Raw genomic sequence first — 17,238 nt, forward strand, 5'->3', positions numbered from 1 at the left:
GATTACCAACGGATACTGCGCGCCACCTCACTGCCGCCAGGCGCCAGCCACTGCGCACTGACCAGCACCGGTTGCAGTGCCGCGCCAGGCTCGACTCGCCCCGTCAACCTGGCTTGCCTGGCGAGCAGATCGGCCGCCAGGTCGGCATGATGCTGCCCAGCCAGGCTCAACTGCCCTGCCAATTTCCAGCCAGCGCTGCAATCGAGCGCCACACGCGCACGTCCCAGGTCCAGCTGCCAGGGTGCGAGCAGCGCCAGATCATCACCCTGTAAATTCCCGTTGGCTGACAGGCAGCGTGTTCCACGGCCTTTCAACTCGATGCTGCCCTGCCATTGCCCTGCCAAGCGGTAACCGGTCACGAACGTATGTGGATCGCTGGCGGGTTGCAACGAGGCATGCCAGGCCCAGGGCCAGCCGGACACCTGCAGTTGCCAGCGCTGCCCCTGATAGCCAGCGCTCGCCTGTGCGCTGAGCCGCCAGGGTTGCCAATTCCAGCGCAACGGGCCGAGATCGCCCAGGCGCTCGGCCTGCCCCTGCCAGATACTGCCGCTGATGCCTGCCAGCGGGACGGGCAGCGGCGCCAACAGCCAGCGGGCGGGCAGCTCGACCAGCAGCGTCATGACAAAGACCAGCAATGCCCACAGCCAACGACGCCGCGTCATCGTTGCAACGCCAATTCGAAGTGCAGCGCCGAGTCGTCACGCCGCAGCCCCCAGCGCAACGGTCGTGCACCCTCTCCCTCCAACTGCTGGAGCCAGTCCTGTAGCACGCGCTCATCCTTCAACCGCCCGCGCACCAGCCACTCTTCACTGCCAGGCTCCAGCGTTTCGATGCTGATTGCACGGGCCTTGGCGACCTGCTGCAGGTCATCGACGGTCAGTGTCCTGGCGGCCCGCAGGGCTTGGGCCGACTGGGCCAGCGCCTGCCATTGGCCAAACGTCTGCCAGCGCTGCTGGCCTTCACGCCAGGCCAGCAGCCCCAGCAACACGGCGATGATCGCCACCGCCAGTATTCGTACGCCGCGTCCTTCGAGATTCAGCCTCATGATGCGGCTCCCAGGTCGAAGGTCAGATTGAGAGCGTCGCCTGCTTGAGTCACCTGCACCGCCACGCCTATGGCGCTGGCCATCGCTTGCCAGGGTGCATCGTCGATGACCTCATGCCCCTGCAGACGCAGTGCCCAGCGCTGACCATCGAACCGCGCAGCGCTCAATTGCCAGCTCCCGTTGGCCCGCAACCAGCCATCGAGTTCGGTCTGCAGATGTTCCAGTTGCCGCAAGCGAAGCTGTCGCTCATCCGCGCCCAGACGCTGCTGCCTCACCCGCTGCGCGGCTTCGCGCAATGATGCGACCGGCCCGACCAGCGCTTCCACCTGCGCCTGATAGACGCCCTGCTGCCGCCACTGCTGGCTGGACCACAGGCCAGCCCAGAGCACGGCCACGGCCAGACAGGCAGCAGGCAGGCGCCAGAGGCCAGGGCTCATCTGGCGGACCTGACGTTTGCCCCGGCGCCGCTCGAACAGGCTGGGCATGCCATCCAGCGCGGCGAGAGGCTCGGGCCAATCGCCCTCGACCGTGTGCATCTCGAGCTCGCGCCAAACACCGGCAGGCGTTGCCGCCTGAAGCGCGACTGGCCAGGCCAGCCAGTGCAGGCGCGCCTCGGCACTGCGACCGACGAACAGGCTCGCGCCGGCGTCCTGTCGCCAGCACCATGCCGAGCCTGGGGCCGGCACCGGTAATAGCTGGAACTGCGCCCAGCAACGCTGCACATCGAGTTGCCACTCGGCGCACCGGGCCAGCCAGCCATCCAGCAGCGTTTGTTCGACGCAGACCAGTTGCATGGAGCCGGGCTCGCGGGCCAGGCAGCCACAGGCCAGATCCTGAGCGCTCTGCAGCAGGCGATCCTCGAGCAACAACGGCCACTCGTGACGCTTCAGCCCAGGCGGCGCGGGCACCTGAAAGTGGCTGCACAGCTCACCCGGCAGCACCAATGCCACCCGTGCGCCCGTGATCGGCGGCGGCGCACCACAACCTGACGCCTGCACGCGCCCCTGCTCTACCCGCGCCCATTGCCAGGCCTGGGCATCCGCGCCCGGGCGCAATAACAGCCAGGGCCGTGCCGCGCGGCGGCGCCAGCGCTCACGCTTCATGAACGGCCCCACGGCAGGGCGAACGTACAGACATAGGGTGCTCCATCCCGCTGAAAAGTCAGGCGCACGCCCCTGTCGGGTCGCAACCTGTCCGTCGATGGCCAGGCCAGCCAGCGGCTGTCCTGACGAAAGGTAAAACTCACCGCTTCCACCCGATCCAGCTGCTCGCGCAGTGCCCAGACAGGTGCGGCTGCGGCGTACAGATCGCTGGAGGTGTGCAGCAGCAGACGCTGGCTGCGGCGGTCGTAATCAAGACGCTGACGCTGCAGACGGGCACCGCCCTCGGCACTCGGCCAGGCACCCAGCGCGACCCACTGCAGTTGCAGCTCGTCCGGCCGCCAGTCCAGCCAGTTGAAGGCCAGCGGTAACCGCCGCTCATGGAGCTGACGCAGCACGGTGGTATCGAAACGACGCTCCAGTGCCAGACAGAAATCCAGAACCGGCATCCCTGCAGAACCTTGCGCCAAGCGCTCACGAACGTTGATCCAGCCATTGACCAGGGCCGCCAGAAGCACACCCAGCAACGCCGTCAACGCCAGGGCGACCAGCAGTTCCACCAGGGTCAAACCGCGCTGCCTGCCCCTCATGGGCGCACCAGAAACAGTTGATACAGCCCCAGCGACTCGCGGCGATCGCCATCAGCGAACAGGCTCAACTCGGCACGCCGCAGATCCCGCACACCGGTGCCCTGCATCTGCAGTTGCCAGTGACAGTTCTCGTGGCCCTGGGCAAGAACGCCAGCGAGGCTGTTCTGCGCAGGCCAGAGCTGCTCGACCGCGAAGCGTGCCTCCAGCTCACGAGCACACAACGCCCCCAGTTGATGCTGCTGGACGCTCTGCTGTACGGCCAGGCGCTGGCGCAGCACCTGGCTGGTCATGACCGCCAGCGTGGCGGCGATACCCAGGGCGACCGTCACTTCAAGCAGGGTGAAACCCCGTTGGCGCTTCATGGCAGCGACGTCCGCTGCAAGCGACCGGCGCTGTCCCACTGCCACCGTTCGCCTCCATCGGGCCAATGCCAGCGCAGTGCCTGCGGACGACCGACCCCGTTTGGCGTGAAGACCAGACGCGGCTCACCGGCAGCCGGCCAGTCAGGTCGCAACATTGCCGGCCACTCCCCCAATGCGACCGCCTCGACCTGCCAGTGCAGTTGATCGTTGTCGCGTACCTGGCGCACGAACTCCGGGCGCTGGCCATTCCAGCGCAGGCCATGAATCTGTCCGGCATGCAGCGCCACTGCGGCCTGAGCGCGGCTGGCCGCGGCAAGGCGCTCCAGCGCCTGCTGTGCCGGCGCCTGACCGCTGTCGAGCCAGGCCACACTGAGGCTGGTCAGCAAGCCGGCGATGAACAGCACGACCAGCAGCTCCAGCAGGCTGAAACCGCGCTGCCTGGACACCTACCAGAGCTCCCGGCCATGTAGGGTGGACGACGCTTTGCCCGCCCACCGCTCACGATCGCAATGGTGGACAAAAAGAGCGTTGTCCACCCAACGTACCGGTTCATCCACAATGGCATCAGCCACGCAGGATGGACGACGCTTCACCCGCCCACCGCTCACGATCGCAACGGTGGAAAAAAACGGCGTTGTCCATCCTACGTAAGGGCCTTCCACCCCGCTGTCATTCCGGTTCATGGCAACGTCTCAAAGCTCCCAGTTGCCCAGGTCGGCATCGATGCCCTCGCCGCCCGCGATGCCATCGGCGCCCAACGAATAGACATCGACCCGACCATGCTCGCCCGGGCTGCGGTACTGGTAGGAATTGCCCCACGGGTCCTGCGGCAAGCGGCGGATGTAACCGTCAGCGCGCCAGGAGCGCGGCAGCGGTTCGACGGTGGGTTTGATCACCAGGGCCGACAGCCCCTGCTCGTTACTGGGGAAGCGCAGGTTGTCGAGGCGGTACATGTCCAGGGCCTGTTCGAAGGTCGACAGATCGGCCATCACCTTCTGCTTCATGGCCTTGTCCTGGCTACCCAGCACGCTGGGCGCAACCACGGCGATCAACAGCCCCATGATGAAGATCACCACCATGATTTCCATCAGGGTGAAGCCCCGTTGAGTGAAACGATTGCTGCACATGATGGCTTTCCTCTTCAAAGTGTCAGGCCCTGATTGAGCTGCATGATCGGCAGCAGCACGGCCATTACGATGAACAGCACCACGCCGCCCATCACCAGAATCATCAGGGGTTCGAATAGCGCCATGGCGGTGTCCACCTGGCGGGCGAAGCCACGCTCCTGGTTGTCCGCCACGCGTTCGAGCATGTCCGGCAGGGTGCCGCTGGCTTCGCCACTGGCGACCATGTTCAGCAGCAACGGTGGAAAATGGCCGCTGGCCTCCAGAGCGCGGTGCAAGCTGACGCCGCCCTTCACCTCGCTGCCGACCCGCTCCAGGGCCAGGCGGATGCGCCGGTTGTTGACCGTGGCGGTCGCCACTTGCAGGGCTTCGAGCAATGGCACGCCACTGCCGGCGAGGATCGCCAGGCTGCGCGACAGCCGGGCACTCTCCAGGACCTGCAGGAGCACGCCGACCTGGGGCAGGCGCAGCAGCAGGTCATCGCGGCGCAGGCACCAGTGCGGCTTGCGCAGCAGCAGCTTGCCGACCAATGCCGCCAGCAGTGCCGCTCCCAGCAGCCAGGGGCCGAGCAGCACCAGCGTATTGCTGATGCCGATCAGCAGCGTGGTGATCCACGGCAGGCTCTGCCCGGCATGGGTGAACTGTTCGGTGAGTTTGGGCACCACGAAGGTCATCAGGCCGATCACCACGGCCAGGGAAACGCCCATCAGCACGGCCGGATATATCAGCGCGGTGCGGGCCTTGTGCTGTTGCCGCTGGACCTGTTCCAGGTGCTCGGCCAGGCGCTCGAGCACCTGGGCCAGGCGACCGGAGCGCTCGCCCGCCTCGACCAGCGCGCAATACAGCGTCGAGAACACGCCGCCCTGACGCGCCAGGCTGCGGGCCAGGCCAACGCCCTCGGCGAGGGAGCCGCGCACCGCCACCAGCAGGCTGCGCAGCGCTGGCTGGACCAGCTGCCGCTCCAGAGTACCCAGTGCGTCGACCAGCGGAATGCCTGCGCCGGTGAGGGTCGCCAGTTGCCGGGTCAGCTCGCACAGTTGCGCACGGCTGACCCGCTGGCGGCGCGGCTGCCGGCTTTGCGGGTCGTGACGATGCAACTCGCGGGCGAACAAGCCGCTCTCGCGCAGCAGCTGCCGGGCGTGGCGCTCGCTGTCCGCCTGCAGACTGGCCTTGTGCGGCTTGCCAGCCAGGTCGACGGCCTGATAGCGATAGGTCGGCATACTCAGCCCTGCACCGCACGCAGCACTTCAGCGAGGCTGGTGTCGCCGCGTGCCAGGCAGTCGCAGGCCATGGCCGACAGGCTCTGCCGACGATCCTCGAGGTAGGCCTGCATGCTCACCTCGCTGGCGCCGCTGTACAGCAGCGCGATCAGCCCGGCATCCAGCTCGATGAATTCGTAGAGCCCCAGGCGGCCCTGATAACCGCAACCCTGGCACTCTTCGCAGCCGACCGGATGAAAGCTGTACTCGAGGCCGGCCAGCTCCGGCATCAACTGCCGTTCGGCGGCCTGCAAGGGTCTACGCTCGGCGCAACTGCACAGGCGGCGCACCAGGCGCTGGGCGAGCACGCCACGCAGGCAGGAGGCGATCAGGAAGGGCTCGATACCCATGTCGCGCAGCCGCGTCACGGCGCCCACTGCGCTGTTGGTATGCAGCGTCGACAACACCAGATGCCCGGTGAGACTGGCCTGCACGGCAATCTGCGCGGTTTCCCGATCACGGATTTCGCCAAGCATGATCACGTCCGGGTCCTGACGCAGGATCGCCCGCAGGCCACTGGCGAATGTCAGCCCGGCACGCGGGTTGATGGCGGTCTGGCCGATACCGGTGATGGCGTATTCCACCGGGTCTTCGACGGTGAGGATGTTGCGGCTGCCGTCATTCAGGCTGTTGAGGCTGGCGTAGAGGGTGGTGGTCTTGCCCGAGCCGGTCGGGCCGGTGCTCAGCACGATGCCGTTGGGGCGGCCCAGACAGGCACGCAAGCCCTGCTCCACGGCAGGCGGCATTCCCAGGTTGGGCAGCGCCAGCAGGCTGGCCTGCTTGTCCAACACACGCATCACCACCCGCTCGCCATGAATGCCCGGCAGCGTGGAAACCCGCACGTCGACCTCGCGGCCGGCGGCCCGCAGGGTGATGCGGCCATCCTGGGGCTGGCGTTTTTCGGCGATGTCCAGCCGTGCCATGACCTTGATCCGCGACACCAGCATGGCTGACAACGCCCGTGGCGGGCGCAGAACCTCGCGCAGGTGGCCGTCGATGCGCAGGCGCACCACCAGGCTCTGCTCGAAGGTCTCGATATGGATATCCGAGGCCTGCAACTGCAGCGCCTGGGCGAACAGGCCATTGATCAGGCGGATCACCGGCGCCTCGTCGTCGCTCTCGAGCAGGTCCTCGATGCGTGGCATGTCATTCATCAGGCTGTCGAGATCGACCTGTTCGCCAATGCCCTCGATCAGCGCCGCATTCGCCCCCTCGCCGGCCTGGTACAGCTGGCCCAGGCGCCGTTCGAACTCGGCCCGCGGCAAGTGACACACCGCGCCGGGCGCACCTTCGACACGCAACAGTTCCTGCAACTGGTCGCTGTCGGCGTCATCGCACAGCCACAGGCTCCAGCTACCCTCGCTGGGCACCCAGGCCAGGCCGGCCTGACGGGCCAGACGGTAGGGCAACAGGCTCATTACCAGGCGCCTCCATCGAGGCGTGCGCGGCTTGCCGGGAAGAGCTGCTGCAGCCGGGCATCGCCATCCAGCGCGGGTAATTTGAGCGCCGTCTCGCGCTGCAGATTCTGGTATTTGTCGGCGCTGAAACTGGCGATGCTTGGCCCGTCACGCAGGATGCGCGGACGAATGAACACCATCAGGTTCTGTTTGACGCCGCTCTTGCCGGAGGAACGAAACAGCCGGCCGAGCCCGGGAATGTCACCGAGCAGCGGTACTTTCTGATCCGTATTGCTGACTTCATCGCTGATCAGCCCGCCGAGAATGATCAGGCCATTGTCCTCGACCATCACCTTGGTCTTGATCTCGCGCTTGTTGGTGATCACATCGCTGGCCGAGGCGTAGTCGGCGATCGAAGACACTTCCTGAACGATATCCAGACGCACGCTGTTGTCGATATTGATCTGCGGCTTGATGCGCAACTTCACACCGACCTCGCGGCGCTCGATGGTCTGGTACGGGTTGCTGTTGTTCTGGGTCACCGAACCGGTGACGAAAGGCACTTCCTGGCCAACCAGAATCGACGCCTCGGCGTTGTCCAGGGTCAGCAGCGTCGGCGTGGACAGCAGGTTGAAGCCGCTCTTGCTCTTCAACGCGTTGAGCAGCACGGCGAAATTGAACCCGCCACCGAAATGGCCGATGCCGGCGGTCGCGCCGTTGACCCCCGAAAGCAGCTCACCAAGGGCGGCATTGTCACCACTGGCCGCCGCACCGGCGATACCCGCGATGTTCGCGCCGCCCGCGCTGAAGTTGACCACCCCGGCGCCAAGTTTCTCGTCGGCGAACAGCCACTGCACGCCCAGCTCTTCGGCACGGGAATCGGAGACCTCGGCGATGATCGCCTCGACCACCACTTGAGCACGGCGGATGTCCAGTTGTTCGACGATGGAGCGGTAGGCTGCCAGCTCGCTGTCCGGGCCGACCATCACCACTGCGTTGGTGCCCTCCTCGTACTCCAGGCGTACCCCCGAATCACTGATCGGCAGGCGCGCAGCCTGGACGCCCTCCGTGCCCTCGCCGGGGGCCTGGGGGGCCTCCTGACTGAGACCGCGCAACACCTTCACCACCTCACTGGCGTTGGCATGGCGCAGGTAGATCACCTGGGTATTGGAGCTGCGCAGTTCGCCACCCGGCCGATCCAGTTGTGTCAGCAGGGCGCGCACCCTTTCGCGGCTATCGGCACTGCCTCGTACCAGCAAGGCGTTGCTGCGCGGATCGGCGATCACCTGGGCGCTGTCGCCGCCCTTCTCGCTGGCCAGCAGGCGAGTGATCAGCACGCTGGTGTCGGCAGCGCTGGCATGCTGCAGGGGCATCACCTGCAACGGCTCGTCACTGACCTGATCGAGCTCGGCCAATAGACGATCGATACGTTCCAGATTGCTGCGCCAGTCGGTGACCACCAGCAGGTTGGCGGCGGGATACGGTGTGATGACACCCACCCGAGGGTCGATCAGCGGCTTGAGGATGCCGAGCAGCTGTTCGCTGGCAGCGTTGCGTACGCTGAATACCCGGGTGGCGATACCATCGCCGCCCGCCTGCTGCCCGCCGCTGGGGTCCACGGGCACCGGCTCCAGGCGCGCCGCCTGATCGGGGAGAATCTTCACGCTGCCGTTAGGCAGATTGACCGCGGCGAAACCCTGGGCACGCAGTTGCGCGAGGAAGATGTCGTAGATCGCTTCGCTGTCATGGCGCTCGACCGTGCGCACGGTGACCTTGCCCTTGACCCGCGGGTCGACGATAAAGGTCGTCCCGGTGATCTGCGACACGCTGTCGATGAACTCGCTGAGCTCGGTGTCGACGAAATTCACCTCGTACAGCGGCGACTCGGCGACCGGCAGATCCAGCACGTCATCGGCCAGAGACTGGGTCGAGCCCAAGGCCAGCAGAGCGGCCAGGCAGTAGCGAACGATCATCTCTTATCCTTGCCGCTTGAAGCCGGTCACGGCAGGCCGTGGCGGCCAGGGCAGGCGCTCGCGCCGCCCCTGGTTATCGAAAATAAGCCCTGTTTCGTCGATGTCCTGCAGCACGATGCCGGGCCCCAGGCGTTGCCCACGGCTGAAGCTGCGGACCTGCTCGCCGTAGCGCAACACCACCACGGTGGCGCTCAGCGGCACCGCGCGCAGCCCGCCCAGGTACTGGATCGGCAGGCGCGTGAGCGGCAGTGCGTCGCCATCGGCATTCAGTTGCCAGTGGCCCACCAGCAGGCCAGGGGGCGCTGCCACATCGACGGCAGCGGCACGGGCCGGTTGCGGTTCACGGCTGAGCTGCAATACGCACTGCGCCGCCAGCCAGGCACCGAGGGTCAGCCAAAAGCCGCTCCACAGTCGCTGCGCGCTGATCAACTGACGCCTCTGGGATGCCAGCCGGGATGGCCCTGTACGTAACGCACGCTGGGCAGATGCAGAGCAGGTAGCTGCCAGTCGCTTGGCTGCCTGGTCAGCCAGGCTTCCACACGCTGCCAGAGGGGTTCGCCTGGGCTGGCGTCATCGGTCAGTGACACGCTGCGGCACAGGCCGTCGAGTGGAGCCAGACCGGAAACCCGCTTGCCGGTCGGGCTGTAGTTGACCTGCCAGGCCTGCCCCTGCCAGCGCGGCAGATCCTGGCTGTTGTCGAGCAACAGGGGATCGCCGAACAGTTGATCGGCTGCGTTTTCCAGCACGCTTTCGAGCGGCTTTACCGGCGCCTCCACGACGGGGGCCGGATAGCCGCCAGTCAGGCTGATCAGTTGTTCTCGGGTAATCGCCTGGCCAGCGGCTACCGGGCTGTCGTAACGCAGGCCAGGCAGCAACACCTGCATCTGGCCGTCATCGGAGAGCGCCTGATGCAGCAGGCGGTCCCAGCTGCCACCCCGGGTGTCGCGACGCCACAGCGCCTGCGGCGCCTTGGCCAGGGGCTGATCGAGCCAGGCGGCGTGAGGCGCTCGCTGGCCCTGCAACTGCGTCCGCAGGCGCGCCGCATGCGCCTGACCTGCCGGGGACAGCAGATGTTCGAACGCTGGGTGAAAGCGCGCGACGAAGGTCCATTGCCCCGCCTGCCGCTGGCAAGCGATATGAAAGGCACCGCTGGCCCGGCAGCCGCCCAGCACCACCGGCACCCGTCTGCCGCTGCTCTGCAGCACCTCGATCGGCGCCGGCCAGAAGTCCTGACCACGGGCACACAACAGCAGATCGGCATCGCTCAGTCGTTCGGCCAGCCACAGGCCGGGACCGGTCCCCACATCGGCCAGGGCGATGACCAGATCGGCCTGGGCACGTGCTTCCCTGAAGGCCGGTAGCAGCGATTGGTACCACTGTTTCAGTGAGGCATTCTGATCCCCGGCATAAGGGTCGGTAATCCCCACTACCGCGATCCGCACCCCGGCGCGCCGGATGATGGTGAAAGGCTCGCTACCCAGCGCCTCGGCGTCTGCAAGGCCGGCACCGACGACGGGCCGAGCGAAATGCCGATAAAGGCCGGCACAGCGTTGTGGCCACAGCACGCGTTCATCGCTGCTGACCCGCACCTCGCTGCCCAGCAACTGGCTACCCTGCGCGCCACTCTCTCCCTGGGTCAGATAGGCCAGCCCACTGCCGTTCCAGCCCTGGCCGTTCTCCAGGGTCAGGCAGCGCTCGGCGCCGTGGCGCTGACGCAGCTCTTCCAGCAAGGCACCCAGTACGGCGTAACCACCGGTACTGACGCCTTCGGCCAGGCGCGCATCGAGCAGCGGATTGAGTTCGCTGCGGGCCTGGTGGGCATTGCTGCCACTGAGCCAGGGCGCTCGCCCAAGGTGGGAAACCGGCCCCAGTCGAGTGGCCGGCACCACCGGTTGACCCGGCTGGCGGGCATCCAGGGTATCGGCGAAATACAGCAATTCCAGTTCGGATTGGCCATTCTGCCGCGGGGTTGCGAAGCCCGAGCAGGCGCTGAGCATCGGGGCCATTGCACCGATGCCCATCCAGCTCATCACTTCACGTCTGCCGATGTTCGTCATCGCCCCGCTCGCCTCATCTTTATGCATTGTCGGGGCGGGATACTGGGCAGCTTATGTGACAGTTTAATGGCGGTTATTCGACAGCCATACCTCGGTCATCAATCGAAAAAATCAGATAAATCAGAAAGGTAGCGTCACAAAGCTTTCAATAGCCGTTAACAGAACTGCCAGAAAATCATCACATTCGGTCTCTAAAGTCCCGGTTTCCTCAAGCCGCTTCAACAGAAAAAGGACATGACCTGATGAGTCGAGATACCGGCGATAACCTGGACCGCAACCCCAGTGGCAACCTGCCGATGGCATCGGTTCTGGATTCGTACCTGAGCCGCCGCAGCGTGATGCGCGGTGGCCTGGGCGCCGCGATCGCCATGATCGCGGGCACCGGCCTCACCGGCTGTTTCGACAGCGGCGGTTCCAGCAATGACAGCCCTTCCACCGAGCCACCCGCCGAGCCGAAACTGGCTCTCGGCTTCCAGTCGATTGCCGGCTCGCGCACCGATGCCTGCGTGGTAGCTGCCGGTTACAGCGCCTATGTGCTGGCCCCTTGGGGAACGCCGTTCAACAGCGCCGGTGGCACCTGGAAAGCGGATGGCAGCAACACCTCCACCGAGCAGGAAAACTCGGCAGGCATGCACCACGACGGCATGCACTTCTTCCCCATCAACGGCAGCTCCGATGATGGCCTGATGGCGATCAACTACGAATACATCGACGAAGACGCCCTGCACCCGAACGGCCAGACCACGGTCAACGGCCGGCGCCCAGCCGAAGAAGTGCGCAAGGAGATCAACGCCCATGGCGCGGGTGTGATCCGCATCAGCAAGGTCAGCGGCCGCTGGCAGGTCGTCGATAACGATCCGCTGAACCGTCGCTTCACCACCGCCACCGTGATGGATATTTCCGGCCCGCTGCGCGGCACCGACCACGTCAAGACCAAGTTCTCGATCAACGGCACCGAAACCCGCGGCACCAACAACAACTGCGGCAACGGCTACACCCCGTGGGGCACGTATCTGACCTGCGAAGAGAACTGGCCGTCGATCTTCATCAACACCTCCCCCCGTCCTGCCGATCAGTCACGTATCGGTGTCGGTACCAGCACTGGCCGCTATGGCTGGGAAACCGCTGCCGGGGATGCCTCGGAACAGAACGACGAATTCACCCGTTTCAACATCACCCCGAGCGGTGCGTCGGCGACCGACGACTACCGCAACGAAGCCAGCACCTATGGCTACATCGTCGAGATCGATCCGTACGATTCCAGCACCCGTGCCGTGAAGCGTACCGCCCTGGGCCGTATTCGCCACGAAGGCTGCTGGCCGGCGCTGCCGGTAGTCGGCAAGCCGGTGGTGTTCTACACCGGTGATGACTCGAACAATGAGTACCTGTACAAGTTCGTCTCCGACGCGGTGTGGGACGCTGCCGATGCCAACCCGAGCGACCGCCTGGCCACCGGTGCCAAGTACATGGACAGCGGCACCCTGTACGTCGCCCGCTTCGATGCCGACGGCACCGGTGCCTGGATCCCTCTGGTAGCGGCCACCCAGACCACCGACGGCAGCACCCTGGGCACCAAGTTCACCGACCTGCCGGGGATCATCCTCAACACCCGCGGCGCGGCCGATGCCGTCGGCGCGACGCCGATGGACCGCCCGGAGTGGACCGCCGTCAACCCGCTCAATGGCGACGTTTACCTGACCCTGACCAACAACAGCGCGCGCACTGCGGCCGCGGTCGACGCTGCCAACCCACGCGGCCCGAACCGTCACGGTCACGTGATCCGCTGGCATGACAGCGACGATCAGCTCAGCTTTGCCTGGGATATCTTCGTGTTCGGCGCCAACGCCTCGGGCACCCCCGACATCAACCGCTCCGGCCTGACCGAACTCAACCAGTTCGCCAGCCCGGATGGCATGAGCTTCGACAGCCGCGGGATTCTCTGGATCCAGACCGACAACGGCGAATCGAGCGTGACCAGCTACACCAACGACCAGATGCTGGCGGTAATCCCCACCAACCTGGTCGATGCCAGCGGCAAGCAAGTCCCGGTCAATGCTCAGAATCAGGTGGATCTGCGCCGTTTCTTCGTTGGCCCGAACGGCAGCGAAGTGACCGGCATCGCCTTCACGCCGGACAACAAGACCATCTTCGTCAACATCCAGCACCCGGGTAACTGGCCATCCACCGACGTCGCCACGGACGAAACGCCAGCCGGCACCAGCGTCCGCCCACGCGCCTCCACGGTGGTGATCCAGCGCAACGACGGTGGCGAAATCGGCGTCTGACCGGCCCACGCGGCACGGGGTCATCTCGTGCCGTATCTCTTAGCCTGGATCGAGCACCGCGACATCCAGGCCCTTCTTTCCGTGTATCGCCACGCTCGACACCGGCTACCAAAGCACCCGGTGCGTAGCCTGCGATTGCTGGCAACGGCATGCCATCCGCTGGGTGAGCACGACCGCATCGCCCGCAAGCGGGCTCCTACGGATTGGATCACCACGTATCCTCAGAGCTGGCCACCAGCGCATTCGCGCCGGGGGCGACGCTCCTACGAATGCAGTGCCGGACGACCATCTTGCAGGCACACCGATCCTGTAGGAGCCGGCTTGCCGGCGATCCGCGGACGTACCGTCAATTCATCTGAATACCCGGTGCGCAGGCCGCGATCAATGACAACGGCATGCCATCCGCTGGATGAACACGACCGCATCGCCCGCAAGCGGGCTCCTACGAATGCAGTGCCGGAAGACCAGCTTGCAGGCACACCGATCCTGTAGGAGCCGGCTTGCCGGCGATCCGCGGACGTACCGTCAATTCATCTGAATACCCGGTGCGCAGGCCGCGATCAATGACAACGGCATGCCATCCGCTGGATGAGCAAGACCGCATCGCCCGCAAGCGGGCTCCTACGGATTAGATCACCACGTATCGTCAGAGCTGGCTACCAGCGCATTCGCGCCGGGGGCGACGCTCCTACGGATGCAGTGCCGGACGACCAGCTTGCAGGCACACCGATCCTGTAGGAGCCGGCTTGCCGGCGATCCGCGGACGTACCGTCAATTCATCTGAATACCCGGTGCGCAGGCCGCGATCAATGGCAACGGCATGCCATCCGCTGGATGAGCAAGATCGCATCGCCCGCAAGCGGGCTCCTACGGGTTAGATCACCACGTATCGTCAGAGCTGGCTAACAGCGCATTCGCGCCGGGGGCGACGCTCCTACGGATGCAGTGCCGGACGCCCAGCTTGCAGGCACACCGATCCTGTAGGAGCCAGCTTGCCGGCGATCCGCGGACGTACCGTCAATTCATCTGAATACCCGGTGCGCAGGCCGCGATCAATGGCAACGGCATGCCATCCGCTGGATGAACACGACCGCATCGCCCGCAAGCGGGCTCCTACGAATGCAGTGCCGGGCGCCCAGCTTGCAGGCACACCGATCTTGTAGGAGCCGGCTTGCCGGCGATCCGCGGACGTGCCGTCAATTCATCTGAATACCCGGTGCGCAGGCCGCGATCGATGGCAACGGCATCCCCATCCGCAGGATGAGCAAGATCGCATCGCCCGCAAGCGGGCTCCTGCACGGCTAGGCGACTTGCGCTACAAGGCAAATGGCAAGGGTTCGCGGCTGATCACCTGCACCCGCTGCACCGGCACCTGCGCATGCCAGCGCACCACACCCTGAGCCTGCACCTGAAACTGGCTGCTGATCAGCCGGTCATCCTGCTCGAACTCTAGCTGCAGCATGAAATCACCGCTGTTGAGCAGCAAGCCCTCACTGAGGCGCTCGAACGCCAGGTCGTCCACGGCTCCCAATGCCTCGCGCAAAGCGGCCACATCGGGGTAACCGTTGGCTGGTCGGCCGGTGATGATGCGGGTCAGCAGCGAGCGTGCGAACTCACCCTCGTAGAGCGCATCGAGCAGGGGCAAATGCTCCAGGCTCAGGGCATTGGCATTCAAGCGCCAGCCCGATGTCTGCGGCAGCGCACAGAGTTGCGGATAACGCAGCTGTCGGCCAGGTTGCGGTGTGAGCAGCAGGTTCAGTTCGCTCATGTCCACCATGGGCTGATTGGCAGCGAGCCGCGGCGGCGTCTGGCGCAGGTACTGATCGCTTTCGGCACCGTGCAGGCGGCTCTGGCCGTCGCTGTCGATCCAGTCAGCCAGGGCATGCACCAGTTGTTCGGCGGCCAGGTCGTCACCGAGCAGGTATTGCAGCTGACGCTCGGCCCGTTCGGCCTCCTGCCCGGCCAGCGCATTGACGTTGAAGCAGCTGTGCAGATCACGAATGCGCAAGGTCGCCGCACCGCCGGCGAAGTCGTAACGCAACGGCTGCCCACGCAGGGCTTGCCAGAACAACGGGCTCTGCCGCCAGGCAGGATCCCTGAGTGCCTGTTCGGCGAACGCCAGGCCGGCGACCTCCATGGCTCGCGCCTGGATTCGCTGCTGTTGCAGGCGCACCGCATCGACCTGTTGCCGCCCTTGCTGCACCATCCACGCCAGCCCACCGGCGAGCATGGCCAAGGCCACCAGCACCATCAATAACGCTGCGCCGTGCTGCCGCCTGCCACCCATCGCTCACCCCTCGAACCAAGAGCCGACAGTCAACAGGCTGAATGTTGCAGAGAGGTGGCAGCCACCTTTTTTCGTCATCGACGCGTCACCGTAGCGTCACAAAGCCCAGGCAGATTAGCCCTTCAATTTCATAGCGTTGGAGAGTTTTCATGGGCGGCATCGGTATCTGGCAACTGGTCATCGTGCTGTTGATCGTGTTTCTGTTGTTCGGCAGCAAACGCCTCAAGACGCTGGGTGGCGATCTCGGTGAAACCATCCAGGGTTTCCGCAAATCCATGGCCAGCAACAGCGAAGCGGACGAGTCGCCGGCACAGGTCCAGCAGCAGGCACCGCTGTCGGGAACCGCTCAACAGTCCCACACCCACACGGATCGCCAGGCCTGATGTTCGAAATAGGCTTCACCGAACTGCTGCTGGTTAGCGTGGTGGCACTGCTGGTGCTCGGCCCGGAACGCCTGCCGGTCGCAGCCCGCACCCTGGGGCGCGGCCTTGGCCAGGCAAAACGGGCGATGGGCATGCTGCGTGATCAGGTAGAACGTGAACTCGATGCCCAGGCCGTGAGCAAGGAGCTGGACGCCGCGCCGTTGCGGCAACTGGAGCAGGAACTGCGTCGCGGCATCAACCTGCAGGAGCCGCAACCAGCCGTAGGCAAATCGGAGGGCAGCGCATGAGCAGCATGCCATTGACCGCTCACCTAGGCGAACTGCGCAAGCGGCTGGTGCGCTGCCTGCTGGTGATTCTGCTGGCCTTCCTCGGCCTGTTCCCCTTCGCGCAGACCCTTTACACACTGATATCCGAACCGCTGCGCCGCTACCTGCCCGAAGGCGCGAGCATGATCGCAACCAGCGTGACGTCGCCTTTCCTGGCGCCATTCAAGCTGACCATGATGGTCGCCGTGTTCCTCTCCATGCCGGTACTGCTGCATCAGGCGTGGGGGTTCGTGGCACCGGGGCTGTATCGCCGCGAGCGGCGCATCGCAGTGCCCCTGCTGGTCTCGAGCATTCTGTTGTTCTATGCAGGCATGGCCTTCGCGTTCTTCGCGGTGTTCCCGATGATGTTCGGCTTCTTCGCCAGCGTCACGCCGGATGGCGTGGAGATGATGACCGACATCGCCCTGTATCTGGATTTCATCCTCGCCCTGTTTCTGGCATTCGGGCTGGCCTTCGAAATTCCCGTGGCAACCTTCATCATCGTCTGGGCCGGGCTGACGGATGTCGACACGCTGCGCCGTAGCCGACCCTACGTGATCGTCGGCTGCTTCGTGGTCGGCATGCTGCTGACCCCGCCAGACGTATTCTCGCAAACCATGCTGGCGGTGCCGATGTGGCTACTGTTCGAAGTCGGCCTGATCGCCTGCGGCAGCATCCAGCGTCGGCCGGAGCGGGAACCTGCGCAGGAATTGGTCGCGACGGAGTAGCGTTGCAGCCAGCCCTGGAGCGCGGTGAAGTGACCAGCGCGCTCTACAGGGCCTTCTGACTCATCGAAACCGCTTGCCAACCCCTGGCATGTGCGGCGAGCGAACTCGCCGCTTCACCCTCGTCCATCCTCGCTACTGCGCCCTGCAAGAAGGGCTGCTCCTGCCATGAGCACTTCGCCACTCGCACCTGTCTAGCGGCCTCCCACGTCGGCTATGACGCTCGGCGACACGACCATCAAAATTTATATTGCGCACAAAATTAAATAGCAATAAATTCACTGCCAGCAAATTACTTTGCGCGCAAAGTATTTTACCAAGACAGCATCACAGCCATGCAGCCCAA

General features: G+C 65.2%; 17 protein-coding genes. 4 read left to right on the forward strand and 13 right to left on the reverse strand.

Annotated elements, in window-relative coordinates; genetic code table 11:
• Positions 1-2 precede the first annotated feature (2 nt).
• The 12 genes from FHR27_RS13145 to FHR27_RS13200 all read right to left on the reverse strand — a co-directional run bounded on the left by FHR27_RS13145 (position 3) and on the right by FHR27_RS13200 (position 10,907).
• Entirely contained in the window at positions 3-662 is a 660-nt protein-coding gene (locus tag FHR27_RS13145) for a general secretion pathway protein GspN (RefSeq protein ID WP_179538776.1), read from the reverse strand.
• On the reverse strand, positions 659-1,045 hold the full coding sequence (gene gspM, locus FHR27_RS13150) for a type II secretion system protein GspM (protein ID WP_179538777.1): 387 nt from the start codon (positions 1,043-1,045) through the stop codon (positions 659-661). The genes FHR27_RS13145 and gspM overlap by 4 nt, the downstream gene beginning before the upstream one ends.
• On the reverse strand, positions 1,042-2,148 hold the full coding sequence (locus FHR27_RS13155; RefSeq protein WP_179538778.1) for a GspL/Epsl periplasmic domain-containing protein: 1,107 nt from the start codon (positions 2,146-2,148) through the stop codon (positions 1,042-1,044). The genes gspM and FHR27_RS13155 overlap by 4 nt, the downstream gene beginning before the upstream one ends.
• Entirely contained in the window at positions 2,145-2,735 is a 591-nt protein-coding gene (locus FHR27_RS13160; RefSeq protein ID WP_179538779.1) for a prepilin-type N-terminal cleavage/methylation domain-containing protein, read from the reverse strand. Before FHR27_RS13160 ends, FHR27_RS13155 begins: the two co-directional genes overlap by 4 nt.
• Complete coding sequence (locus FHR27_RS13165; RefSeq protein ID WP_042551967.1) at positions 2,732-3,097, reverse strand: type II secretion system protein; 366 nt, start codon at positions 3,095-3,097, stop codon at positions 2,732-2,734. The genes FHR27_RS13160 and FHR27_RS13165 overlap by 4 nt, the downstream gene beginning before the upstream one ends.
• The gene (gspH, locus tag FHR27_RS13170) at positions 3,094-3,543 is read right to left on the reverse strand and encodes a type II secretion system minor pseudopilin GspH (RefSeq protein WP_042551968.1); all 450 of its coding nucleotides are present in this window, start codon (positions 3,541-3,543) and stop codon (positions 3,094-3,096) included. The genes FHR27_RS13165 and gspH overlap by 4 nt, the downstream gene beginning before the upstream one ends.
• 246 nt (positions 3,544-3,789) lie before the next feature.
• Entirely contained in the window at positions 3,790-4,224 is a 435-nt protein-coding gene (gene gspG, locus FHR27_RS13175; RefSeq protein ID WP_179538780.1) for a type II secretion system major pseudopilin GspG, read from the reverse strand.
• A gap of 14 nt (positions 4,225-4,238) precedes the next feature.
• On the reverse strand, positions 4,239-5,441 hold the full coding sequence (gene gspF, locus FHR27_RS13180; RefSeq protein ID WP_179538781.1) for a type II secretion system inner membrane protein GspF: 1,203 nt from the start codon (positions 5,439-5,441) through the stop codon (positions 4,239-4,241).
• Positions 5,442-5,443: 2 nt separating this feature from the next.
• The gene (locus FHR27_RS13185; protein ID WP_082045693.1) at positions 5,444-6,892 is read right to left on the reverse strand and encodes a GspE/PulE family protein; all 1,449 of its coding nucleotides are present in this window, start codon (positions 6,890-6,892) and stop codon (positions 5,444-5,446) included.
• Positions 6,893-6,897: 5 nt separating this feature from the next.
• Positions 6,898-8,832 carry a type II secretion system secretin GspD gene (gene gspD, locus FHR27_RS13190; protein WP_373565153.1) on the reverse strand — a complete coding sequence of 645 codons (1,935 nt, stop codon included), beginning with the start codon at positions 8,830-8,832 and terminating at the stop codon, positions 6,898-6,900.
• A 21-nt stretch (positions 8,833-8,853) separates the two neighbouring features.
• The gene (locus FHR27_RS13195) at positions 8,854-9,279 is read right to left on the reverse strand and encodes a pilus assembly protein PilZ (protein ID WP_042551973.1); all 426 of its coding nucleotides are present in this window, start codon (positions 9,277-9,279) and stop codon (positions 8,854-8,856) included.
• Positions 9,276-10,907 carry a lipoprotein UxpA gene (locus FHR27_RS13200; protein ID WP_179538783.1) on the reverse strand — a complete coding sequence of 544 codons (1,632 nt, stop codon included), beginning with the start codon at positions 10,905-10,907 and terminating at the stop codon, positions 9,276-9,278. Before FHR27_RS13200 ends, FHR27_RS13195 begins: the two co-directional genes overlap by 4 nt.
• A 242-nt stretch (positions 10,908-11,149) precedes the next feature.
• Between FHR27_RS13200 and FHR27_RS13205 the strand changes: the two genes are divergently transcribed.
• Positions 11,150-13,192 (forward strand): PhoX family protein, encoded by a 2,043-nt coding sequence (locus tag FHR27_RS13205; protein WP_179538784.1) that lies wholly within the window; start codon positions 11,150-11,152, stop codon positions 13,190-13,192.
• 1,315 nt (positions 13,193-14,507) lie between these two features.
• Here FHR27_RS13205 and gspK read toward each other — a convergent pair.
• The gene (gspK, locus tag FHR27_RS13210; RefSeq protein WP_042551976.1) at positions 14,508-15,479 is read right to left on the reverse strand and encodes a type II secretion system minor pseudopilin GspK; all 972 of its coding nucleotides are present in this window, start codon (positions 15,477-15,479) and stop codon (positions 14,508-14,510) included.
• 149 nt (positions 15,480-15,628) lie between these two features.
• Here gspK and tatA point away from each other — a divergent pair, with 149 nt between their 5' ends.
• The 3 genes from tatA to tatC are packed head-to-tail and all read left to right on the forward strand — an operon-like array spanning position 15,629 to position 16,895.
• Complete coding sequence (tatA, locus tag FHR27_RS13215; protein WP_042551977.1) at positions 15,629-15,862, forward strand: twin-arginine translocase TatA/TatE family subunit; 234 nt, start codon at positions 15,629-15,631, stop codon at positions 15,860-15,862.
• Positions 15,862-16,149, forward strand: coding sequence for a Sec-independent protein translocase protein TatB (tatB, locus tag FHR27_RS13220; protein WP_042551978.1), 288 nt, complete (start codon positions 15,862-15,864; stop codon positions 16,147-16,149). Before tatA ends, tatB begins: the two co-directional genes overlap by 1 nt.
• On the forward strand, positions 16,146-16,895 hold the full coding sequence (tatC, locus tag FHR27_RS13225; RefSeq protein WP_042551979.1) for a twin-arginine translocase subunit TatC: 750 nt from the start codon (positions 16,146-16,148) through the stop codon (positions 16,893-16,895). Before tatB ends, tatC begins: the two co-directional genes overlap by 4 nt.
• The last annotated feature ends 343 nt before the right edge of the window (positions 16,896-17,238 follow it).

Origin of the sequence: Pseudomonas flavescens (assembly GCF_013408425.1) — a bacterium.
Lineage (GTDB): Bacteria > Pseudomonadota > Gammaproteobacteria > Pseudomonadales > Pseudomonadaceae > Aquipseudomonas > Aquipseudomonas fulva_A.